27 protein-coding genes are annotated in these 21,625 nt (G+C 55.0%); 11 read left to right on the forward strand and 16 right to left on the reverse strand.

Features of this window, described 5'->3' with window-relative positions; genetic code table 11:
- Nucleotides 1-18: 18 nt before the first annotated feature.
- The 14 genes from SynSYN20_RS11615 to SynSYN20_RS11680 all read right to left on the reverse strand — a co-directional run bounded on the left by SynSYN20_RS11615 (nt 19) and on the right by SynSYN20_RS11680 (nt 9,826).
- Nucleotides 19-456 (reverse strand): YchJ family protein, encoded by a 438-nt coding sequence (locus tag SynSYN20_RS11615; RefSeq protein ID WP_186523784.1) that lies wholly within the window; start codon nt 454-456, stop codon nt 19-21.
- Nucleotides 456-1,484 (reverse strand): DUF3326 domain-containing protein, encoded by a 1,029-nt coding sequence (locus tag SynSYN20_RS11620; RefSeq protein WP_186525624.1) that lies wholly within the window; start codon nt 1,482-1,484, stop codon nt 456-458. Before SynSYN20_RS11620 ends, SynSYN20_RS11615 begins: the two co-directional genes overlap by 1 nt.
- A 38-nt stretch (nt 1,485-1,522) precedes the next feature.
- Nucleotides 1,523-1,711 carry a hypothetical protein gene (locus SynSYN20_RS11625; RefSeq protein ID WP_186523785.1) on the reverse strand — a complete coding sequence of 63 codons (189 nt, stop codon included), beginning with the start codon at nt 1,709-1,711 and terminating at the stop codon, nt 1,523-1,525.
- Complete coding sequence (locus SynSYN20_RS11630) at nt 1,708-2,049, reverse strand: 2Fe-2S iron-sulfur cluster-binding protein (RefSeq protein WP_255476260.1); 342 nt, start codon at nt 2,047-2,049, stop codon at nt 1,708-1,710. The genes SynSYN20_RS11625 and SynSYN20_RS11630 overlap by 4 nt, the downstream gene beginning before the upstream one ends.
- 46 nt (nt 2,050-2,095) lie before the next feature.
- Nucleotides 2,096-2,803 carry a putative 2OG-Fe(II) oxygenase gene (locus tag SynSYN20_RS11635; RefSeq protein WP_186523786.1) on the reverse strand — a complete coding sequence of 236 codons (708 nt, stop codon included), beginning with the start codon at nt 2,801-2,803 and terminating at the stop codon, nt 2,096-2,098.
- A gap of 56 nt (nt 2,804-2,859) precedes the next feature.
- Nucleotides 2,860-3,813, reverse strand: a complete 954-nt coding sequence (locus SynSYN20_RS11640) for a F0F1 ATP synthase subunit gamma (protein ID WP_186523787.1) — start codon at nt 3,811-3,813, stop codon at nt 2,860-2,862.
- Between the two features lie 11 nt (nt 3,814-3,824).
- Nucleotides 3,825-5,345, reverse strand: a complete 1,521-nt coding sequence (gene atpA / locus SynSYN20_RS11645; RefSeq protein ID WP_186523788.1) for a F0F1 ATP synthase subunit alpha — start codon at nt 5,343-5,345, stop codon at nt 3,825-3,827.
- Nucleotides 5,346-5,404: 59 nt separating this feature from the next.
- Nucleotides 5,405-5,953: an ATP synthase F1 subunit delta gene (atpH, locus tag SynSYN20_RS11650; RefSeq protein WP_186523789.1), complete on the reverse strand. Its 549-nt coding sequence runs from the start codon at nt 5,951-5,953 to the stop codon at nt 5,405-5,407.
- Nucleotides 5,953-6,474, reverse strand: a complete 522-nt coding sequence (locus tag SynSYN20_RS11655; protein WP_186523790.1) for a F0F1 ATP synthase subunit B — start codon at nt 6,472-6,474, stop codon at nt 5,953-5,955. The genes atpH and SynSYN20_RS11655 overlap by 1 nt, the downstream gene beginning before the upstream one ends.
- Nucleotides 6,474-6,938 carry a F0F1 ATP synthase subunit B' gene (locus tag SynSYN20_RS11660; protein ID WP_186523791.1) on the reverse strand — a complete coding sequence of 155 codons (465 nt, stop codon included), beginning with the start codon at nt 6,936-6,938 and terminating at the stop codon, nt 6,474-6,476. Before SynSYN20_RS11660 ends, SynSYN20_RS11655 begins: the two co-directional genes overlap by 1 nt.
- Nucleotides 6,939-7,028: 90 nt before the next feature.
- Nucleotides 7,029-7,277, reverse strand: coding sequence for an ATP synthase F0 subunit C (gene atpE / locus SynSYN20_RS11665; protein ID WP_186525626.1), 249 nt, complete (start codon nt 7,275-7,277; stop codon nt 7,029-7,031).
- A gap of 154 nt (nt 7,278-7,431) precedes the next feature.
- Nucleotides 7,432-8,160: a F0F1 ATP synthase subunit A gene (gene atpB / locus SynSYN20_RS11670; RefSeq protein WP_186523792.1), complete on the reverse strand. Its 729-nt coding sequence runs from the start codon at nt 8,158-8,160 to the stop codon at nt 7,432-7,434.
- A gap of 23 nt (nt 8,161-8,183) precedes the next feature.
- Nucleotides 8,184-8,519, reverse strand: a complete 336-nt coding sequence (locus SynSYN20_RS11675; protein WP_186525627.1) for a hypothetical protein — start codon at nt 8,517-8,519, stop codon at nt 8,184-8,186.
- Between the two features lie 86 nt (nt 8,520-8,605).
- Entirely contained in the window at nt 8,606-9,826 is a 1,221-nt protein-coding gene (locus SynSYN20_RS11680) for a bifunctional 2-polyprenyl-6-hydroxyphenol methylase/3-demethylubiquinol 3-O-methyltransferase UbiG (RefSeq protein ID WP_186523793.1), read from the reverse strand.
- 157 nt (nt 9,827-9,983) lie between these two features.
- On the opposite strand from SynSYN20_RS11680, the gene SynSYN20_RS11685 reads away from it, so the two are divergent.
- The 7 genes from SynSYN20_RS11685 to SynSYN20_RS11715 all read left to right on the forward strand — a co-directional run bounded on the left by SynSYN20_RS11685 (nt 9,984) and on the right by SynSYN20_RS11715 (nt 17,962).
- Nucleotides 9,984-12,899, forward strand: a complete 2,916-nt coding sequence (locus SynSYN20_RS11685; RefSeq protein ID WP_186523794.1) for a phycobilisome rod-core linker polypeptide — start codon at nt 9,984-9,986, stop codon at nt 12,897-12,899.
- 410 nt (nt 12,900-13,309) lie between these two features.
- Nucleotides 13,310-13,795, forward strand: coding sequence for an allophycocyanin (locus tag SynSYN20_RS11690; RefSeq protein ID WP_186523795.1), 486 nt, complete (start codon nt 13,310-13,312; stop codon nt 13,793-13,795).
- 41 nt (nt 13,796-13,836) lie between these two features.
- Nucleotides 13,837-14,325 carry an allophycocyanin subunit beta gene (apcB, locus tag SynSYN20_RS11695; RefSeq protein ID WP_186523796.1) on the forward strand — a complete coding sequence of 163 codons (489 nt, stop codon included), beginning with the start codon at nt 13,837-13,839 and terminating at the stop codon, nt 14,323-14,325.
- Nucleotides 14,325-14,525: a phycobilisome linker polypeptide gene (locus tag SynSYN20_RS11700; protein WP_006854332.1), complete on the forward strand. Its 201-nt coding sequence runs from the start codon at nt 14,325-14,327 to the stop codon at nt 14,523-14,525. Before apcB ends, SynSYN20_RS11700 begins: the two co-directional genes overlap by 1 nt.
- Before the next feature lie 122 nt (nt 14,526-14,647).
- The gene (locus tag SynSYN20_RS11705) at nt 14,648-15,892 is read left to right on the forward strand and encodes an FtsW/RodA/SpoVE family cell cycle protein (RefSeq protein WP_186523797.1); all 1,245 of its coding nucleotides are present in this window, start codon (nt 14,648-14,650) and stop codon (nt 15,890-15,892) included.
- 89 nt (nt 15,893-15,981) lie between these two features.
- Nucleotides 15,982-16,650 carry a cytochrome c biogenesis CcdA family protein gene (locus SynSYN20_RS11710; protein WP_186525628.1) on the forward strand — a complete coding sequence of 223 codons (669 nt, stop codon included), beginning with the start codon at nt 15,982-15,984 and terminating at the stop codon, nt 16,648-16,650.
- Between the two features lie 4 nt (nt 16,651-16,654).
- Nucleotides 16,655-17,962 (forward strand): cytochrome c biogenesis protein ResB, encoded by a 1,308-nt coding sequence (locus SynSYN20_RS11715; protein ID WP_186523798.1) that lies wholly within the window; start codon nt 16,655-16,657, stop codon nt 17,960-17,962.
- Here the strand turns inward: SynSYN20_RS11715 and queF are convergent.
- On the reverse strand, nt 17,934-18,344 hold the full coding sequence (gene queF, locus SynSYN20_RS11720; RefSeq protein WP_186523799.1) for a preQ(1) synthase: 411 nt from the start codon (nt 18,342-18,344) through the stop codon (nt 17,934-17,936). The genes SynSYN20_RS11715 and queF overlap by 29 nt on opposite strands.
- Before the next feature lie 150 nt (nt 18,345-18,494).
- Between queF and SynSYN20_RS11725 the strand changes: the two genes are divergently transcribed.
- Both SynSYN20_RS11725 and SynSYN20_RS11730 read left to right on the forward strand, forming a co-directional pair.
- Nucleotides 18,495-18,722, forward strand: a complete 228-nt coding sequence (locus SynSYN20_RS11725) for a hypothetical protein (RefSeq protein ID WP_186523800.1) — start codon at nt 18,495-18,497, stop codon at nt 18,720-18,722.
- A 31-nt stretch (nt 18,723-18,753) separates the two neighbouring features.
- Entirely contained in the window at nt 18,754-19,092 is a 339-nt protein-coding gene (locus SynSYN20_RS11730; RefSeq protein ID WP_186523801.1) for a P-II family nitrogen regulator, read from the forward strand.
- Here the strand turns inward: SynSYN20_RS11730 and SynSYN20_RS11735 are convergent.
- Nucleotides 19,081-19,899 (reverse strand): TlyA family RNA methyltransferase, encoded by an 819-nt coding sequence (locus SynSYN20_RS11735; RefSeq protein ID WP_186523802.1) that lies wholly within the window; start codon nt 19,897-19,899, stop codon nt 19,081-19,083. The genes SynSYN20_RS11730 and SynSYN20_RS11735 overlap by 12 nt on opposite strands.
- Before the next feature lie 98 nt (nt 19,900-19,997).
- Between SynSYN20_RS11735 and SynSYN20_RS11740 the strand changes: the two genes are divergently transcribed.
- Nucleotides 19,998-20,261: a hypothetical protein gene (locus tag SynSYN20_RS11740; RefSeq protein WP_186525742.1), complete on the forward strand. Its 264-nt coding sequence runs from the start codon at nt 19,998-20,000 to the stop codon at nt 20,259-20,261.
- A gap of 65 nt (nt 20,262-20,326) precedes the next feature.
- Entirely contained in the window at nt 20,327-21,622 is a 1,296-nt protein-coding gene (purB, locus tag SynSYN20_RS11745) for an adenylosuccinate lyase (protein WP_186523803.1), read from the forward strand.
- Nucleotides 21,623-21,625: the final 3 nt, after the last annotated feature.

A 21,625-nucleotide genomic window follows, 5' to 3' on the forward strand; every position in this document is an offset into this window, starting at 1 on the left:
CACTCAGGGGTTATTGAGTCATAGCGGCTTGATATAAAGCCAGTTCTTTTTTATGCTCCCATCCCTTCGTTGAAACAATGATGTTTCAGTCATCACATTGCGTTGGCCACTCGCTCCAAATGTCGCCTCGAACGTCACCGTGCCTTCAAGATCTTCCACACCGCCAGCCTCCACGGCCTTGATCTTCAGTCCCAACCAACGCACCTCGCGGCAATTCTTACGTAACTCTTTGCGGCGTAGCAGCAAAGGTGTCAATGAATCCGGATGCGTTGCGATTAGATAATCCACTTCAGCAAGAGCAAAAGCCGAATAGCGCGAACGCATCAACTGTTCAGCAGTGATCGCCCATTGCCTCCCGCGATGCAGAGGTTCGCAACAGCTTTCGTAGTTCATTCCACTCAAGCAAGGGCATGGTTCACTGCTTTTTGATGATCCAAAACCAGCAGCGCTTGCCATTACTCCAGCTCCTTCAAGGCAGATAAGGGTCGCATCAATGCAGATAAAGCAACACCTTCGCGTAAGGCCAGCACCAATCCAGCCGCCTCGGCATAAGAGCCTGCATGCAACACCTCCGAGCCCACACCAAGGGCTGTTGATGTGACCTCCAGGACGGACGGATTGGCAACACTGATCACAGGAACCCTGCGCTCCAGGCAAGCCAACGCGGCTTCTCCTCCCAAAGAGCCCTCTGGGACAACCAACACTCCCAAATCATCAGCCAAAAGATCACTTGCTTTGGCGGCTGAACTCTGAACCAACGCTGGTGCCTGATTTAAACCCACCAACACGCACGCCAAAAAGGTGTAACCCAACTCCTCCCCTGCAGCACGAGGATCCAGCTGCGGATCCAGCGGCAACACCGACAAAGCCGGTGCATGGGCGCAGGGAATCTGCAGGTGGCGCACGAGTAGATGGCTGATCACGGCTTCGGCTCCCGCCAAGGCGTCCACACCACTGCCATGGCGATAGGCCTGCAAAGCCTCACTGTCCTGATCGTCGGGGAAGCGAGCAACCACCGCAATCGCCGTTGCACCGCTGGCTTTTAAGCGTTCACCCGCCCTCAATAAGGAATCGGGGCGCTCAAGAGTGCCCCAACTCGCTCCACTGTGGCCCAAGCCCAAATGAACTCCTAAGGGCACATCGCTAGTCACCACAGGGCCGATTTCAAGGCCCAGCGTTGCCCTACAACCATCGGCCACCTGTAGGTGGCGGTGACGCAGCTCCGGCTCAATACCGGCATCAAAAAGCAAACCAATCCGCTGCTGACGCACAGATCGCAGCGCCCAATCGCCGGCGGCAAAGCGGTCGAGACCATAACCCTCCACATAGTGAATGCGCTGGTCTTTCCAATACAAAGAAGCCCCATTCATCACGTTGGGATGGGTGATCAAACACCCGGAGGCCGCGGCCAAAAGCCTGGCACTCGGAAGGGCATCGCCGGCATACCCGCCGATCGCACAACCAATACCCGTTGGGACCACCATCACCGTGGGCAAGGGAGATCCCAAAGCCAGCCCATCCCTCACTCGATCAACACCGCTTCAACCTGCAAGACAGCACCATGATCCTGCGCTGAATGATGGACAGCGGTAATCGCCCAACGCAGGGGATCACCATGAATGCGCAATTGATTTTTCAACCAACCACGCAAATCAGACGCCTTTAGATCTTTCGGCCAAGGGAATTGCAACGTTTTCGACGTCAACCTCATTTTTGGTACTGACCAAACTGAGCCTCATAGAGCGCATCCTCTTGACCCGCTAGTAGCCGAAGATCGGAACAAGGAAGCGCAACGCACAGCAACGTAAAACCATCAGCACGTAGGTCTTCTCTTACCCCCATTGCATCAGATTGCTCCACCGATCCACTTTTCAGACGGGCTGCACATGTTGTGCAAACACCTGAACAGCAAGAACTGGGAAGCATGACCCCGGCTTCTTCCGCAGCCGCCAAAACGGTCTGATCACTGCGACAGGAAAAACTGTGCTCAGAACCATCGATCTCGATGCTGACGTTGAAGGTAGCGGCAGCAATGGCGTTATCGCTCATCCTTAAAGAGAAGCCTTGGTCATTCATCTTCTCAGGGCAACAGGCCCTATGACGACAGATCGGAGCAGGGACTCCATTGCGAGGGATGGGGCGCCAGGTATTCCGGTGGGTTGCCCTGCTCGGGAGCTGTGATCACAAAATCGAAACTGATCGAGCAGCGGAGCGATTCAGGATCACCATTCGCCAACACGCTGTGATCAAGCCTGGAAGGAAACAGCACGAGTAAGCCAACCTCAGGAGCCAAATCCCACCGTTCAGAATTTAAAGGGTGATCAGAAGAAATTGGCCCGCCATGGCCAGCGACGAGTCCTGGAACGAGCTCATTGCTTTGATGAGGGGAATGCACGCGAAGCACACCCTCCTTGCCTGAACCATCTCCTGTGAGATAGAGCACCGCACTGAGATGGGCATTGGGATGGTGATGGCGGCCAACGAGCTGATCCCAATCGCTCAGCACAGGCCAGCAACGCTGGAGATGCAAAGCCACTTGGCTGCGATCAAAGCCAACGGCCTCCAGGTAACCCGTGGCCTGCTCTGACACCTTTTGCACCAAGGGAGCAAATTCGGCTTGGTGATGCAACTGCCAGACACCGTTGATATCCCCAGTCCAAGCACATCCCTCACTGGGGTTGCCAATAGCCCCACCCCTAAGAGCCAGCAGCGTCTGCAAATGCCCAGCAAGATCAAGCGGATCGATGACCAGCTTGGTTGTGGCCACAACCGTTGGGAAAAGCTGGAGAAGAGTGAAAGTCATCACTCCATTAAAAAAGCCGGCCCACAGGACCGGCTTTTTTAATGATCACCAGGGAGCTAGCCCCCTGCAGCCGCCGAGCCACCAACAACTTCCAGAATTTCCTGGGTAATCGCTGCCTGACGCGCCTTGTTGTAATCAAGAGTGAGCGTTTTTGCCAATTCCTTGGCATTATCACTGGCATTATTCATTGCAGTCATACGACTGGCCAACTCAGACGCTGCCGATTCCTGCAACGAACGCAAAAGTTGATTCTGTAAATACAGAGGCAACAACGCATTCAAAAGCTGATCAGGACTTTGCTCGAAGACGATGTCTGAGGGCAGAGCAGGTTGAGTATTAGCAGGAGCATCTCCTGTCTCAACAGTCAGACGACCTTCTTTGGTTGTGAGACGGAAGATTTCATCCTCTGCCTCAGCAATCCCTTGAGGATCAAGAGGTAAAAGCGTCTGAACGACGGGCTTACAGCTCACCAAATTAATAAACTTGGTGTAAACGATCTCAACACGATCTGATGTTTCAGAAAGAAACTCAGCAAAGATTTCGCTAGCGATTGAACCAGCTTCGTCTGCAGTAGGTACTTGCTCCAAGCCCGTGAAAGTAGCTTGAATGGGATAACTACGATTGGTAAAATAGCTAATCGCTTTGCGACCAATCAACACAAGAGTGACTTTGTAACCCTGGCGTTGAAGCTCAGCGAAACGTTTCTCAGTGCGTCTGATGATATTGGAGTTGTAGCCACCACAAAGACCACGATCGCCAGTGACGGCCATCAAGGTGATGGTTTCAACAGGGCGCTGCTCGAGCAGAGGAGCATCAGCATCTTCAAAGCGCATACGCGCTTGAAGATTCTCTAGTAAACGCGCGAGTCGATCCGCAAACGGACGACTTCGCAAGACTTGTTCTTGGGCTCGACGAACTTTGGCCGCAGCCACGAGGCGCATGGCCTCTGTGATCTTGCGGGTGTTCTTGACCGATTTAATTCGGTCACGGATCGCTTTGAGATTTGCCATGGCTTAAGCCCTCAGTTGGCGGAGGCCATCATGGTGGACACAACTTCAGCAATCGCCTCTTTCAGAGTGGTCTCAGCTTCAGGGCTCAAGACCTTCTCTGTTTGGATTTTGCTGATGAAGTCAGGCTTATTGCTCTTGAGATACTCGCGCAATTCGCGTGAGAACTGAACAACTTCTTCAACGGGCACATCGTCGATCAGGCCTTTAACGCCTGCATAAACGATCGCCACCTGCTCAGCCAAAATGAGAGGGCTGAACTGAGATTGCTTGAGCAGCTCACGAAGACGCTTGCCCCTGCTGAGCTGCTGCTGTGTCGCTGCATCAAGATCAGAAGCAAACTGTGAGAAAGCAGCCAGTTCGTCAAACTGCGCCAATTCCAGCTTCAGGGTTCCAGCAATCTTCTTAATCGCCTTGGTCTGGGCTGCGCCCCCAACACGGCTCACAGAGATACCCACGTTGATCGCAGGACGTAGGCCGGAGTTGAACAGGTCAGAACTGAGGAAGACCTGACCATCCGTGATCGAAATCACGTTTGTAGGGATGTAAGCAGAAACGTCACCGGCCTGAGTCTCAATGATCGGCAGGGCGGTCATCGAACCTTTACCCATGGCATCGGAAAGCTTGGCAGCACGCTCAAGCAAACGGCTGTGGCAATAGAACACGTCACCGGGATAAGCCTCACGACCGGGTGGGCGACGCAGGAGCAGAGACATCTGGCGGTAAGCCTGAGCCTGCTTGGTCAGATCGTCATAGATGACCAAGGTGGCCTTGCCTTTGTACATGAAGTACTCAGCAATCGATGCTCCGGTGTAAGGAGCCAGGTACTGAAGAGCAGCAGGATCCGATGCGTTTGCAGCCACTACCACGGTGTAATCCAGAGCACCACGCTCGCGCAGCACTTCCGTGACCTGGGCAACAGAAGCTGCCTTCTGTCCAATTGCCACATAGACACAGACCACATCCTGATCTGCCTGATTCAGGATCGTGTCAATACAAATAGCTGTCTTACCGGTTTGACGGTCACCAATGATCAGCTCCCGCTGGCCACGGCCAATGGGGATCATGGCGTCGATCGCGGTAATACCAGTCTGCATGGGCTCATGCACAGACTTGCGCTGAATGATTCCTGGAGCCGGTGACTCAATCAGACGCGTTTCATTAGAGGGAAGATCACCCTTGCCATCAATGGCTTCACCAAGAGGGTTCACAACCCGTCCGAGCAGGGCATCACCCACAGGAACTGAGGCGATCTTGCCGGTCGCACGCACAGTGCTTCCTTCCTGGATACCAATGCCCTGACCCATCAGCACAATGCCGACGTTGTCGTCTTCGAGGTTGAGGGCAATCCCTTCAGTACCGTCTTCGAACTCAACTAGCTCACCAGCCATCACCTGTTGCAGGCCGTAAACACGGGCAATTCCGTCGCCTACCTGCAGGACTGAGCCGACGTTGCTGACCGATACGGACTTGTCATAGTCCTCGATCTGCTGCTTGAGGATGGCGCTGATCTCGTCGGGTCTGATGGAAACCATGTCGGGAAAACCCAGGGGCGGGTGGTGAGTGGAAGGGCGAGATGAAGGTGGGGCTTAGCTCAGCTCGCCTTAGCGAGGGCAAGACCTAGGCGTCGAACCTGACCAGAAAGGCTGGCATCGATCACCTGAGAACCGAGATTGACGATGAAACCACCAATCAAGGAAGGATCAACCTCTAGATCGATTTCGACGTCATTGGTTCCAGCCATTGACTGGACTTTGGTGGTTAATGCGGCCTGCTGCTCATCAGTTAAAGGTTGAGCAGAGCGAACATGCGCCAAAGCAATATTTCGAGACTCTCGATAAAGCTCGAGGTAGCGCAGGAGCACTGCTTCAAGCGCTGGAAGGCGCTGGCGATCAGCCAAAACCTTGAGCAAATTCATCAACGAAGGAGTGATTTGCTCAGCAAGAAGGCTTGTTAAAGCTTTTTTCTTTGCATCAGGCTCAAGCACAGGAGAGGTCATCGCGTCGCGAAGCGGCTCAGAACTCTCCCAAGCAGTAAGAAGCGTTTTGCACTGAGCTGCGACTTCATCCGACTCTTTGCGGGCGTCGGTGACCTGAAGTAAGGCGTCTGCGTATGGGGTGGCTAGAGAATTAAGAAGAGGCATCAGGAATCCCCCAGATTTTGAATGGAGGAATCGATAAGCCGGCCTTGCGCATTGCTGTCAAGACGATTCGGCAATTCGATCATCGCTTGATCGATAGCAGCTAACGCGGCTTGACGTCGTAGCTGTTCTGTCAGGCGTGCACCTTCGGCATTGAGATCAGCCAGGGCGTCTTGCTTCAGAGCAGCCATGGCCTGAATCGTGCGCTTTTCGCCGTCTAAGCGAATGGCTTGTGCACGAGCAGTGCCGTCAACTCGAATCTTGTCAGCTTTTTGCTGAGCGACTGAAAGCTCCTGTTGGGCTTCAGCCAGCTCAGCAGTAGCAGACTTAAGACGACTCTCGGCATCTTCGAGATCACGAAGAATGGTCTCGCGTCGGCGCTGAAGCATGCCGCCAAGAAATCCTTTTAGGAACCAATACAGAACTCCGATCACAATGATCAGGTTGATCAGATTGGTTTCGAGCAGATTGAGGTTGATTCCAAAACCACCCTCAGCAGCCATCAAGGGAAAGAAAACAGTCATCAGGCAGCCATCAATCGTTGGATGATCTGGGAGCTGAGCTGATCGACCTGACTCATCAAGCTGGCTTGTGCAGCATCACGCTGAGATTCGATCTCTCTGCGGGCTTGCTCGCGAGTGCGATTAGCCTCAGCTTCCGCTTCGGCTAAAGCCTCGCGATAGAGAGCATCAACTTCCGATTCAGCTTCAACAATTGCTGACTGGGCAGCTTGTCGGGCACCGCGGAGTTGATCCTGAAGGTCAGCTTCGAGTCGCTTTATTTGCTCAAGCTTTTGCTTGGCATCAGCACGACTCGTAGAGATGTAACCCTCACGATCTTCCACGACCTTGCCAACTGGCCGGAAGAACAGGGAATTAAGCAGGAAGGTAAGGAGAACCACCTGAACCGCCATAAGCGGAAGGGTGGCATCGAGGTCAAAGAGACCTCCCTCCGGAACAGCTGCTTCAGCGAGCAGAAGCCAGGTCATGGAAGGGTGCGCTGGGGTAAATCAAATCGAAGGGAATGCAATACGCAACGAAGTCTCCAGAAAGAAACTTCGCTGCAGACGCAATCTCAATCAGCCTGCGAAAGGGTTGGCGAACAGGAGAACAAGTGCCACAACGAGGCCATAGATGGTCAGTGCCTCCATGAAAGCCAGGGAGAGCAACAGGGTGCCGCGGATCTTGCCTTCAGCTTCAGGCTGGCGGGCGATCCCTTCCACAGCCTTGCCGGCTGCGGTGCCTTGGCCGATACCAGGGCCGATAGCGGCAAGACCCACTGCTAAAGCAGCGGCCAGAACGGAGGCGGCGGAGGTCAGATCACTCATTAGTGGAAAGCGGTTTGGGATGCGCAGGATGAGCGCGGATAGGACAGGGCGCGCCCGGGACATCCTCTCTAGAGAGAATGGGCCCGGTTCCACCCGGACCTGCGCGCGAATTGTTTAGCAGATCGCCGAGAATCGGCGATAGGGGTGAAAAGACCTAGTGGGCCTCTTCGTGCACTGCTTCACCGATGTAATTAGCGGCGAGAGTTGCAAAAATCAGAGCCTGAATGGCACTGGTAAACAGACCAAGGAACATGGCTGGAAGCGGAACAAGTACAGGGACCAAAAAGGCCAGCACTGCCACAACCAATTCATCGGCCAAAATATTTCCGAACAAACGGAAAGAAAGAGAGAGGGGCTTCGTGAAGTCCTCAATGATCTTGAACGGGAGCATGATCGGAGTTGGCTCCACGTAGTACTCGAAGTAGCGCAACCCCTTTCGGCTCAATCCTGCATAAAAGTAGGAAAGAGACACCAGCAAGGCCATCGCCACAGTGGTGTTGATGTCTGCGGTAGGAGCACCCAACTCACCGTTAGGAAGTTCGATTAAGCGCCAAGGAATTAGCGCTCCACCCCAATTGCAGACAAAGATGAAAAGGAACAGGGTCCCAATGAATGGGAGCCAGTCTCGGTAGGCCTTTTCACCAATTTGTTCACGGGCGAGATCACGTAAATAATCCCAAAGGAATTCCAGAAAGTTCTGGACACCACTCGGATCACGCTCCATCTTGCGAGTACCAATCACGATCAGAGCAAGCAATGCTCCAATCACAACCCAAGAGCTGAGAAAAACTTGACCGTGAAGGTTGATGTTGCCGATCTGCCAATACAGATGTTGACCGACCTCAAGTTCGGCGAACGGCAGATTGAGGGGAGTCAGAACCATGGCAGAAGCGAAGTTGCTCGAGGTCAGCCGTCAATGACGGTCTGAAGAATCAAGGCTGGCTTGTAAAGCAGAAATCCAAGAAAGGCAGGAAGCAATTCCAACTGTGGAAGTTTTGCCGCTGCTACGACGAGAAGCACCGGCACCACAATCTGAAATCGACCAACCTGACGAGAACCGCCACCGAGCCGAGCCACGCTGCGAGCTAGAAGGCGCAGGTAAAGAAGACCGGCGCAGGATCCAACAAGCAGGCTGCGGGCCACCAATAAGTCAAATCTGAGATATGCGACCAAAGCCGCACATAATGAAATAACAAGGGTGACCAGCATCAGGCGTCGCTGAAGCTGGGCATAGCCCTCCATGCCGGAGTCGGTCGGGGCAGTTGCCACGTCCAAGTCTGTGGAGGTCGGTGCCTGCAAGCAGCGCCTGAGAAAGCGCGCGGAATCTATCACGCGTTTCCGCCAGAGCCACCATCACCGAGCTCCAGCAAAAGCAATCTTTTACTCATGAGATCTCTCGCCAGAGAAACTGTTTTCTCTGTCTCACTAAGGATTCCGAGCGGAACTTCAGGGTTGTCATCCACCAAACGGAGCAGGTTCAATTCCTCATCTGAAATAGAGATGGGTTCAAAATCTGGCCCCAACATGCTGTTGGAAGGCCACCCCCAAAGACATGGCTGGCGTCGACCACTCGCTTGGAGCAGCGTTTCGTCGTTGTCCCAAATCAACGGCTGAACAGGTTGGGCGCTTACAAAAAACTCAAAATGACTGATATCGGGGTCAAGCTGCTCGACCAGTGCCCATTGGTCCGCAAGCGGTAAAGATTGTGCCCGGGATAGCAATTCACCCTTGAGCAATCGAGCAGGGTCCCAGACAGATGGGTTCGAGAAACCAGCGAAGTAGAGCCCCGATGCCTCGATCAAAGCCATCAACCTCTCGAGGTCATAACTAGTTTCCTGAGGGTGCAAATACATATCGGCAAAGTTGGCATCAGCGTGGGTATCGAGCGCCCATCGCTGTTCATGGGTGCGACGCAAACGATTGGTCTCAGGCAAGCCTGAAAACAACTCACGACCCAACATCAAGCCGTTGGCGCCTGTCCCCGCATCCAAAAGCTCCAGGGCTTGCTGCGTGCGATGAATCTCCCAACGGCCAGCATCGGCATAGAGAAATAAATGCAAAAGTCCCTTAGGGGCTAGTCGCTGTCCAAGCGCCTTCAATCCAGCCAACGGGTCGCGCAAGTGATGCAGAACCCCAACGGAGTTGATGTAATCAAAACGGCCTTCATCTTGAAGATCCAAAAGGCTGCATTGCTCTTGGCGAAGCGATCGGACCTTGTCAGCGCCTCCAGAGCGGCGCAGCCGCTCTCGCGCCACATCGAGCGCTCCCGCACTGATGTCTATGGCCAAAATCTCCGCCCCTGAATTGAGGTGGCAGAGATAGTCGGTGCTGACGCCTGTGCCACACCCCGCATCAAGGATGCGTATGGAACCCGGATTGGAATCCTGCGCTATGAGCCCTCCTCTCACCGCAGCGAACACGCTGTCGTGGCACCAGCGCCAGTTGTATCCAGGAGGTGGGCCGTCTTGAAGCGGATCTGCCGGATAAGGGAAACGGTCATAAAAGTCGCTCACCACAGGGGTAGCCACATCCGAGGGTGGGGTGTTCATAAGGCCGCCGATTCTTGGAGTAGACGCTCAAGGGAGCATTTCACGAGAGATCCTCGTTGCACCCCAAACATCATCCGGGCTGCAAACATTTGTTCATGGCTGCCCAGAAGGCTGAGTGATGGGCCGTAACCTGACGCGATCCGGCTTGCTCTCGTTCATGACAGTGACCGCTAGTAGCGGCAGCCCAAGGGTTTCCCCTCAGCTGTACGACACCCTGCCGCTCTCCAGTGTCCGTCGGGCTGAGCAACAAGACCGCTTTCCAGACGGTGGTGAACTCGACACCCTGATCACCTTTTTCCGAAGTGGCAACGATCGGCTTGATGCAGCTCGGCTGCTAGCCAGCAATGCTGAATCGATCGTTGCCCGTGCCGCCAATCGAATTTTCGTAGGCGGCACCCCTCTCTCCTTTCTCGAGGAGCCTCTGAGCACTGGCGAGGATGTAGCCAGTAGTGCCACGCCTTTGGCCGCTGATCAGGTGGCATTTCAAGACTCGGTCCGCACCTTTACGGGCAGCGAGTCTGGTAATACAAATGGAAATTTCATCAGCAGACTGCTTCAAAGCAGCGATGACGGCGATGTACGCGTCGTTTTACCCACAGGCTTTACCGCCATCAGCGTGGCGAAATATGGCCCAGGGAATATGCGCAAATCCGTGCGCGACCTGGGATGGTTCCTGCGTTATGTGGGTTATGCCTTAGTTGCCGGAGACCCAAGCATTCTCTCGGTGAACACTCGGGGGTTGCGAGACGTTCTTGAAAAGGGCTGCTCCCTTCTCGCAACAAACGTGGCACTGCAAGAAATGCGCGCTGCTGCTGCTGCCCTCTTGAAAGACCGGCCTGAAGCACGCCGACTAGCGATCGAATGCTTTGACGTGCTGCTCAAAGAGCTTGCTGTTGCAACACCTTCAACGCGCCAGAAGCTAGGAAGCTCCGTTCGCCAGGGACTTCAGCTCCCTGCGATCTATGCCTTAGCTGCTGAAACAGCTCAGCGCTTTGAAATGCGTTCGGGACTATCCGGAGCTGAAAAGGCAGAGGTCGTTCGCGCCGCTTATCGGCAGGTGTTCGAGCGCGACATCGCCAAGGGCTACTCACAAACACCCAGTGAAGTAGAAGCCAGCCAGCTCGTCCAAGGCAAATTGTCCATGCGCGAATTCATTCGTGCTCTAGGGAAAAGCAACGAATACAGAACTCAGTTTTATGGACCCTTCGTTAACAGCCGGGTCGTCGAGCTTGCTTATAGACATTTCCTAGGCCGTGGGATCAGTTCTCTCGAAGAATTCCGCAAGGCGTTCTCGATCGTCAGCAACCAAGGGCTCAACGGTCTTATCGATGTGCTGATTAATGGAGCTGAGTACGCCCAAACCTTTGGGGAGGAAACCGTTCCTTACCTGCGCGATCTCGGTGAAGAGGCCCAAGAAAGTGCTGGATGGGGTTCCAATCGCCGTTTGTTCCGTTTCAGCGCTCCTTTTGAATCGGCACCCCAATACGTCACTCTCTACGCGTCCTACCGCCAGCCCTTAGGAGATCAGCACGTCTATGGCGGCGGGAATGATCCGATCGGCAATCAATACGGCGCAATTTTCCCGTCTTCCACAGCATCGGTTTCAACACGCCCAGCGCCGTTTAGCTACAGCACCCGTCGCCTGCTTGTAAGCAATGGCCTCGCCCAGCCTGGGCAAATGGACAGTCCACAGTTCCGCAGCAGCCGGCCACGCCGACTTGGGCCCACGGTTGTTCGCCTACAGCAGATCGCGACTGGAGGGAATTCAGTGCCACGCCGCGGCGGACAACCCAGTATTCGTGGCACAGAATCCAGCACCCAAGCTGTGATTAAAGCCGTTTACGTGCAGGTGCTCGGAAACACCGGCTACTCCGGAGAAAGAGTTGAAAGCGCCGAGAACAGACTGGAGAACGGCGATATCAATTTGCGTGAGTTCATCCGCCAAGTCGCCTGTTCCAACCCCTTCCGTCGTCGTTATTGGGAAGGCCTTTACATCACGAAGGCCATCGAAGTGATCCATCGCCGGTTACTCGGCCGACCCACCTTTGGGCGCTGGGAAATTGATGCTCTGTTCGACACCGCAGCTCGCAAAGGCTTCTACGGCGTAGTTGATGCCCTCATCAACAGCAAAGAGTTTTCCGACTGCTTCGGCGATGACACGGTTCCTTATGAACGCTTTATTACCCCCAATGACCTAACTGGGAGACGCGCTCCGGGGCTTATTCGAGAGGTGAAGGTTGCACGTCTCACAGATACGACTCTGCGCCAGAGGCCCGATCCCATTCGCAATGACAAGTTCCTAGGTACTGGTGATGTCACGACAAGAAATTTGAAGCCCACTGGGACGAGCCCTGGCATGTGGACCGCCAACGTCAGTAACACCACGCCTTCAGCACAGTGGTCAAACCTGATGCGTTCTCGTGGAGCGAAAAGCTCCTCAGGCTCACCCACGGCATCCCCATTTGCCACGCCAATCAGTCGAACGGTTGGCAGCTCTACCCCCAATACATCTGACGCTCGACTGCGTTCAGCCCTTGTCACCGTCGAGGCCGACGGCTATCGATTCAGAGGAGGATTGCCAATACCGGCAATGCTGCGAAGACCTGCTGATGAAAGCGAGTTGCGCCAAGTCATTGATGCCACTTACCAGCAGCTTCTGAACAGAGTTCCGCTTGAAAATCAACGGATGGTCATCCCCGAGTCCAAACTTCGTGATGGACAAATGGATCTTGATGAATTCGTTGAAGCCGTTGCCCTTGGGGAAGATTTCCAAGAGCGTTTGTACTGCATGGCACCCCTGCGAGCGGCCACCGCTGCGTCGTTAGCCTTACTCGGACGAGCATCAACTCCGTCAGAGACCAGTCGCTTCCTGAGAATCAGATTTGAATCAGGTCAGCCAGCAGCCGTCAGTGACGTCTTGGCCCAAAGGAATGCATCCACACAACCCTCAAGCGTTCCTGGACTCGATGGAATGAATACCCAACAGGGAGTCCCTCAGGAAACGATCACTCGCACTGCATCTCTCTATCGAGGTCCAGCGGGTATGACACCACCACCACAGGATGCTCTTTAATTTTATTTATTTTTTAGAGGAGCACTAAAAGCAATAAAAGAGACCGGATTAAATCTCCGGCTTTTTTATTGCTTTATTGTAATAAATACCAAGCAAAAGCCCTTTATTCGCATCACATTTTCACTTTCTGAACAAGCGATGAAGATCTGTTACCGATGTCAATTCAGATGGGCAGATTGCACGAAAATATCTTCGGAAGAGGCAGGCTCAACTTCACCCAGTCGACCCAGCCCGACCCTCGAAACGTCAACAGATACAACATCTGCAGGCTTTTTGACTCGGATCTTCTGATCCACCCCCCTTGCGGCTCTTAAGCTGCTTCACGATCTCCTAGGAGATCTCCCCCCACACCCATCACTCACCGGATATCGGTCTCCTACGGGCGGCCGCTTGTTTCGAGGTAGAACTGCATGAGCATCGTCTCCAACTCGATCATCAACGCGGATGCCGAAGCCCGCTATCTAAGCCCTGGCGAACTGGACCAAATCAAGTCCTTCGTCACCGGCGGCCAGCGTCGCCTGCGTGTTGCCCAGGTTCTCAGCGAGAGCCGGGAGCGCATCGTCAAAACAGCAGGCGGCCAGCTGTTCCAGAAGCGTCCTGATGTCATCTCTCCAGGCGGTAACGCCTACGGCGAGGAGATGACCGCAACCTGTTTGCGGGACATGGATTATTACCTTCGCCTGGTCACTTACGGCGTAGTGGCAGGCGATGTCACTCCAATCGAAGAGATTGGCGTCATTGGTGCCCGTGAGCTCTATCGCTCCCTTGGCACTCCACTAGAAGCCATGGCTGAGTCTGTGCGCGAAATGAAGTCAGTCGCCATGAGCCTCCTCACCGGCTCAGACGCCGAAGAGGCTGGTTTTTACTTCGATTACGTGATTGGCTCCCTCGCCTAAATCAACGGAACCAACTCCTCTCCACGTCACTTCTCTGATCCATGCAAGACGCGATCACCAACGTCATCAACAAGTCGGACGTTCAGGGCCTGTATCTGGACACAACGTCCATGACCAGCCTCGAGTCGTATTTCGCCAGTGGCGAACTGCGCGTCAAGGCTGCAACAACGATTAGCACTAACGCATCTTTGATTATCAAAGATGCTGTTGCTAATGCTCTGCTGTATTCGGACATCACCCGTCCAGGCGGCAACATGTACACCACGCGTCGTTATGCAGCTTGCATCCGCGACCTGGACTACTACTTGCGCTATTCCACCTACGCGATGCTGGCCGGTGACACCTCCATCCTTGATGAGCGTGTTCTTAATGGCCTTAAGGAGACCTACAACTCCTTGGGCGTGCCGATCGGCGCAACCGTCCAGGCCATTCAAGCGATGAAGCAAGTCACGGCTTCCCTCGTTGGACCTGATGCCGGCAAGGAGATGGGTGTCTACTTCGACTACATCTGTTCTGGTCTTGGCAACTGATGCGTCTCTTCAAGGTCACAGCCTGCATCCCCTCACCTGAAAAGGTTCGTTCGCAGCGTGAGTTGCAGAACACTTTTTTCACCAAGTGGGTTCCTTACGAGAGCTGGTTCGCTGAGCAACAGCGCATCCAGAAGCAAGGTGGCCGCATCATCAAAGTTGAACTTTGTACCGGTGGCCGTCAGGTCAACGTTGGGAACTAACCACCAACACGTTTCATTGCATCACCCCAACCCGGCCTAGGTCGGGTTTTTTTGTTGTGTTGGCTTGGCAAAACGTTCAGAGGGCGGCTCAATAGAAGCCGGACTCTTCATCTCTTCATCTCTTGAGCGACACCAGCGTGACCTCCAGAAGGAGCCGGCCCACGCGGAAGGGGGCTCTAAAAGGCCCCAAGGACTCGGCATCCAATCCGCGGAGCTTCTGGCAACGTTTGCTGCCTCTTGATTGGTCCCTTTGGCCAACAGAGGCGAGGCTCCTGCTGAGTCTCACAGCCATCTGGTGCGTTGCTGGATTGTTGGTGTTGGCATCCGCCAGCTGGTGGGTTGCCGCTCGCGAACAAGGAGAAGGGGCGTACTACCTGAAACGCCAGCTGGTCTGGATGGTGGCTAGCTGGAGCCTGATGGCGTTCGTTGCTTCCACAACGCTTAGACGTTGGCTCAAAATCGCCGGCCCTGGCCTATGGATCGGCTGCCTGATGGTGGCAGCCACCTTGGTCATGGGCACCACGGTGAATGGAGCAAGTCGCTGGCTGGTGATCGGTCCCATCCAGATCCAACCATCAGAGTTGGTGAAACCATTTGTCGTTCTTCAGGCTGCCAATCTCTTCGCCCATTGGAAGCGGAACGCACTTGATCAAAAACTGCTCTGGCTAGCAAGCTTCGCCGTCCTCGTTCTGCTGATCCTCAAACAGCCGAACCTGAGTACCGCGGCCCTGATCGGTCTGTTGATCTGGTTGATGGCTTTTTCAGCAGGGCTTCCCCTGCTTCAACTGTTTGGAACCGCACTGGCCGGAGGCATGCTCGGGATCAGCAGCATCCTGATCAATGAATATCAGCGCATCAGGGTGATCTCGTTTCTGAATCCTTGGAACGATCCCCAGGGGGATGGCTATCAACTCATTCAAAGCCTGCTGGCGATTGGATCAGGGGGGATTTTTGGCCAGGGATTCGGGCTATCAACCCAGAAACTGCAATATCTGCCAATCCAAAGCACAGATTTTATTTTCGCTGTCTATGCCGAAGAGTTCGGATTCGTCGGGTCTGTGATGTTGCTGGTCTTTCTAATGTTGATGGGCTTCTTGGGGCTACGTGTTGCCTTGCGCTGCCGAAGCAACCAGGCAAGGCTTACAGCCATTGGCTGTTCAACCCTTCTGGTTGGACAGTCCCTGATGAATATTGCAGTGGCCTCCGGGGCCATGCCCACAACAGGCCTCCCACTCCCACTGGTCAGCTACGGAGGAAATTCGTTGCTCTCCAGCATGGTGATTATTGGCTTGTTGATCCGATGCTCACTCGAGTCCACCGGCTTAATCGGTGGTCGCAGCCTCCGCGAACAACAGCGTCGTGGATAAGGTGATCTTGAATTGAGCCCGGCCTCACCGGTACAACCATTTCCTCATTTGAACTGGCATTGTCCGACCTTGCGCGCAGCAGCGAGCAACTGCTCAACCATGCGCTGCAGCAGCCTGGTCCAATCACCGTGGCTCTTGTCTTTGCGGGAGGAGCCTTAACCAGCCTGGGGCCCTGTTCCCTGTCTTTACTGCCGGTCACGCTCGCCTACCTAGCAGGATTCGATGGCAAGCAGAAACCTTGGCAACGCAGCCTGTCATTTTGCGCTGGCATCGTTGGTGCCCTGGTTGTGCTGGGAAGCCTGAGTGGATTGCTCGGCCGCATTTACGGTCAAGTTCCTGGTTTAGTCCCAACCTTTGTTGCGGTCTTAGCAGTGGTGATGGGACTGAATCTGCTTGGAGTCGTTCGAATCCCCCTTCCCGCCGGGCCAGACCCGATGCATTGGACTAGCAAGGTGCCAGCTCCGCTAGCACCGGTCGCTGCAGGGTTGGCTTTTGGGCTCGCTGCATCACCCTGCACAACACCCGTACTGGCCGTTCTACTGGGTTGGATTGCCAGCACAGGACGCCCACTCCTCGGCGTGCTGATGCTCACAAGCTTCGGGGTCGGTCAAGTGCTACCTCTGCTGCTCGCGGGCAACTTGGCAGCCTCGCTGCCAAGGTTGCTGGCGTTGCGACCCATCGGCCGGTGGGTTCCACCGATCAGTGGCGTGATCCTGCTTGCCACAGGCACTCTCACCTTATTAGCGAGACTGACCTGAGCCGATGCCTGCACTACGTCGACTCTTCGCCCTGCTCTCAGATCTTCGTTTGGCGATCCTGCTTCTGCTGCTGATTGCAGGAGCCAGCGCCCTTGGAACCATTCTTCCGCAGAACGAAGCGCCTGATTTGTATCTCGAGCGTTTCAATGCGGACCCATGGCTCGGATTGATCAATGGCGAACAGATGTTGCAACTGCAGCTGGACAGCATCTATTCCAGCGTGTGGTTTTTAAGCCTTTTAGCTTGGCTGGGATTGGCCTTGATCTTGTGCAGCTGGCGTCGTCAATGGCCAGCACTGCTCGCCACCACGCGCTGGATTGACTACCGCCAACCCAGGCAACTGAGCAAGTTGGCGTTGGCCGAATCGATTCGCTGTTCCGACGGTGAGTCGGCCTTAGACATGCTGAGCTCACAACTCCAGAAGCAAGGCTGGCAGGTCCAAAGGCATGAAGATCGCCTGGCTGCGAGGCGCGGCGTGATTGGCAAGGTTGGACCCCTATTGGTTCATACCGGCTTGGTGCTGCTGTTGATTGGAGCCGCATGGGGGGCACTGTCTGGAAACCGGCTGGAACGCTTCCTTGCGCCTGGCCGAGCTCTTGATCTGCTTGACCCCTCTGGCAACAACCGGCTCTCGCTCACCCTCGAGCGCTTCGCGATTGAGCGTGATCCAGCGGGACGCACCGAACAATTCCGATCAACGCTGAGGCTCGATCCACCAGGGGGCCCTTCAGAGCAGCGCATGATCAGCGTGAATCATCCACTCCGCTATCGAGGGATGACCGTCTATCAAGCGGATTGGTCTCTAGCTGCGATCACTGTGCAGATCGGCAAGAGTCCGCAACTGCAATTACCCCTCCGTAGTTTTCCCGAACTCGGCGAACAAATCTGGGGTCTTGTGCTTCCCACACGGCCAGATGGATCCGAACCAGTACTGATGAGCACGAGCAGTGAGCAAGGCCCTGTTCAGGTGTTCGATGCCGACGGATCACTGCTTGGCAACCTGCGACCCGGCGGAGCATCCACTGAAATCAAAGGACTGCCTCTGAGGGTGGCCGAAATCATGCCTGCGAGCGGACTGCTCCTTAAGCGTGACCCTGGGGTTCCACTCGTTTATGCAGGATTCGCGATCACACTGCTTGGCGGGGGCCTCAGCTTGATCGCAACCCGACAACTATGGGCCGTGCTCGACCCCCCACCGTTTCAAGCCTCTAACAGGAAGCTTCACATCGGTGGGCTTTGCAATCGAAATCTCGCTGGCTTCGCTGCTGAATTACCAATCCTGATCAGCAGGGTTGACGGGTCCCATGACTGACTCTCACAACCGTATGAACGTTGCCACGAGGGTTGAAATCAGCCTCTAGCTGCATCCAAACGGGAGCACAGGCCGTCACTAAATCATCCAATATTTGATTTGCCACCTCTTCATGGGAGATCGAAGTGTTGCGAAAGTGATTGATGTACAACTTGATCGCTTTCAGCTCAACGACTCGAGGTCCTGGCTGATAAATCAAGCGCATCACCGCGAAATCCGGATAACCCGAGAACGGGCAGAGGCAAGTAAATTCCGGCAATTCGATCGACACCTCATAAGGGCGCCCGACCCTGGGATTGTCGAAACAGATCAACTCCGCATCTGCAATAGCCCTTTCGCCGTAGAGCGGAGTTTTGGTGAGCTCAGTGCCTGGGTTGCTCATGAAACGAGTAAGGAAAACTCCAGCAAAAGACCCTAAAGCCACCCTTCCAAGACCGTTGAGCGGATCTCAGCACCGCCTGATTTGGTATCAATGCGTACAACTCATCGGCCGGAATGCAGGCCTAATGGGAAGGTATTCGGCTTGCTTGCAATGGATCTGAGTCTGATAAGCGAAGGACAGGCTTTCCGACTTCAGCCTGAGAGCGTTCACGGCATGCTTTGGCTCCAGACTCATTTCGAGATGTCCCATTGGGAGCTTCTCGCTGAGGGACTTGCCACGGTGAGTCACTCCAATGCCGATGAGCTCATTGAGGATGCCTCGAACGCCGGATTGAATCTTTCTCCTCTCCCGGCCCTGTCATCTCAGCGCAATTCCTGACACACTCGAAGAATCGATTCCTCAACAACCCATGAAAAAGGTCGAAGCCGTCATCCGTCCCTTCAAGCTTGAAGATGTGAAATTGGCTTTGGTTAATGCTGGCATCGTTGGCATGACCGTGAGCGAAGTGCGCGGATTTGGTCGTCAGAAGGGGCAAGTGGAGCGATATCGCGGTTCTGAATTCACTGTTGAGTTTTTGCAGAAGCTGAAAGTTGAGGTTGTGATTGACGATGACCGCGTCGATGCTGTGATCAACGCCATTGCAGAAGCAGCGAAAACAGGCGAGATCGGCGACGGCAAGATTTTTGTCTCCTCTGTCGACACCGTCGTGCGCATTCGCACCGGTGATCGTGACAGCTCAGCCCTCTGATTCCAGCGTGTCCTGAACCACCTGCTGAACCTTTTCGTCCGAGATCTGTTGTGGCTCAAGCTCGCTTAACCACAACAGATATTCATGGTTGCCAGCGGGACCGGTAATCGGAGACCCCACCACTCCCTGGGCATTCCATCCCAGGGAATCTGCTGCAGAGATCACTGATGCAATCGCGTCCCGGTGAGCTAAACCATCTCTCACCACCCCCCCTTTTCCCACCCGATCGCGTCCCACCTCAAACTGGGGCTTCACCAACACCAACGCTTCGCTCCCTTGCGGTTGCAGCAAGGCGCGAATTGCTGGAAGGACGAGTGCGAGGGATATAAACGACACGTCTGCGACAGCCAGAGTGGGGAGGACGTCATTAGGCCCATACAGCTCAGCTGCGCTAAGTCGACGCAAATTGGTGCGCTCTCTGAGAACAACACGTTCATCGATGCGCAAACTCCAGGCCGTCTGGCCATAGCCAACGTCGATTCCATAAACCCGACTGGCCCCGTGTTGCAGCAAACAATCGGTGAAGCCACCCGTCGAAATTCCGCCATCAAGGCAGGTGCGCCCCTCCACCGAGACAGGGAAAGCCTCCAGCGCTGCCAGCAACTTTTCACCCCCTCTTGAAACAAACCGGGGAGGCTGCTCCACGATCAATTCGAGATCGGGCAAAACCGTGTGACCTGGCTTGTCGAGCAGCTGGCCCCGATGGTCTCTGACCTTGCCGGCACGAATCAGCTGTTGTGCTTGCTGACGGGATGCCACCAAGCCCAAAGTCAGCATGTGGAGATCTAAACGCTGTTTACGAGCCATTTCGGCATAAAAGCACCGTGAAACCGAAACAAATACCGGAGTTCTACCAGGAGTTCAGCAGACCTCCCTGAAAATCTTGCGAAGCCGCACGCAAGTCCGTGTCAGCCAACAACGTTGTCAACATCAAAAGCGGACGACGCCCATCCCTTCGGGCCAAATTTTGTCGCAAATCCTGCGAGGCGTCGAACCGCGTTCTCGAACTGCTCGCTCCAGGCTCATTCGTCACCCTCGACAACCAACCTACAGATCTGCCTCCCTTTCAAGTAATCGAATGTCGTGGCGGCCTGTGCTGGGTGCGTCAGCAAGCCTGGGGACAGAACGTTCAGTGGGAAGTTGAGCATCGCCGTCTCACCTCCGCTTAACGCCACGCGCAATGTCCAAGCCTTCAGCGCCATACATTGGTTGAGTTGTCGCCACGCGCTGGCCCTTGATCGAGAGATACACCCTGCCCGAGATGGGCGAGATCTGGACAGACCGGGCCAAGTACCAAAGTTGGCTGGATGTTGAGGTTGCAGCCTGTGAGGCCAACTGCAGGCTTGGTCGTGTCCCCAAGGACGCGATGCAAACGATTCGCGAACAGTCGGCATTTGAACCGGAGCGGATCCTTGAGATCGAGGCCGAGGTCCGCCACGACGTGATCGCCTTCTTGACCAATGTGAATGAGCACGTTGGCGATGCCGGGCGTTACATCCATGTCGGCATGACAAGTAGCGACGTCCTTGATACGGGCCTGGCGCTGCAGTTGAAAGCCTCCGTCGCGCTGCTGCGCAAAGAGTTAGCAGGCTTAGACGCCGCGATTGCCAAGCTGGCGGCGGAACACAAAGCCACCGTGATGATCGGCCGTTCTCATGCGATCCATGGCGAACCGATCACCTTTGGATTCAAGCTGGCTGGCTGGTTGGCTGAAACCCGCCGCAATCATGAGCGTCTGGCTCGCCTAGAGCGTGATGTGGCGGTAGGGCAGGTGAGCGGAGCGATGGGCACCTACGCCAATACGGATCCAGAGGTGGAAAAGCTCACCTGCGAGATCCTCGGCCTCACTCCCGACACGGCGAGCACCCAGGTGATCTCCCGCGATCGCCATGCCGACTACGTGCAGATCCTCGCCCTGGTTGGAGCCTCGCTCGATCGCTTCTCCACCGAGATTCGCAACCTGCAGCGCACCGATGTTCTGGAGGTTGAAGAAAGCTTCGCCAAAGGACAGAAAGGAAGCTCGGCCATGCCCCATAAACGCAACCCAATTCGCAGCGAACGGATCAGCGGTTTAGCGCGCGTGCTGCGCAGCTACGTGGTGGCAGCCCTTGAAAACGTGGCTCTCTGGCACGAACGTGACATCAGCCACAGCTCAACGGAACGGATGATGCTGCCGGACTGCTCTGTGACCCTGCACTTCATGCTGCGTGAGATGACCGCCGTCATCTCTGGCCTCGGGGTGTACCCAGAAAACATGGTCCGCAACATGAACGTCTATGGAGGCGTGGTCTTCAGCCAACGAGTCCTGCTCGCCCTGGTGGATGGGGGAATGAGCCGTGAGGATGCCTACGCCGTGGTGCAGCGCAATGCCCATAGCGCTTGGAACACCAATGGTGGTGACTTCCGCGCCAACCTTCAGAGCGATCCTGAGGTGAGCAACAAGCTCAATGCAGACCAACTGGCGGAGTGCTTCAGCACCGAGCTGCACCAAGCCAACCTGGGGGTGGTCTGGGACCGACTCGGACTCTGAGTG

Origin of the sequence: Synechococcus sp. SYN20, from assembly GCF_014279555.1 — a bacterium.
Taxonomy (GTDB): Bacteria; Cyanobacteriota; Cyanobacteriia; order PCC-6307; family Cyanobiaceae; genus Synechococcus_C.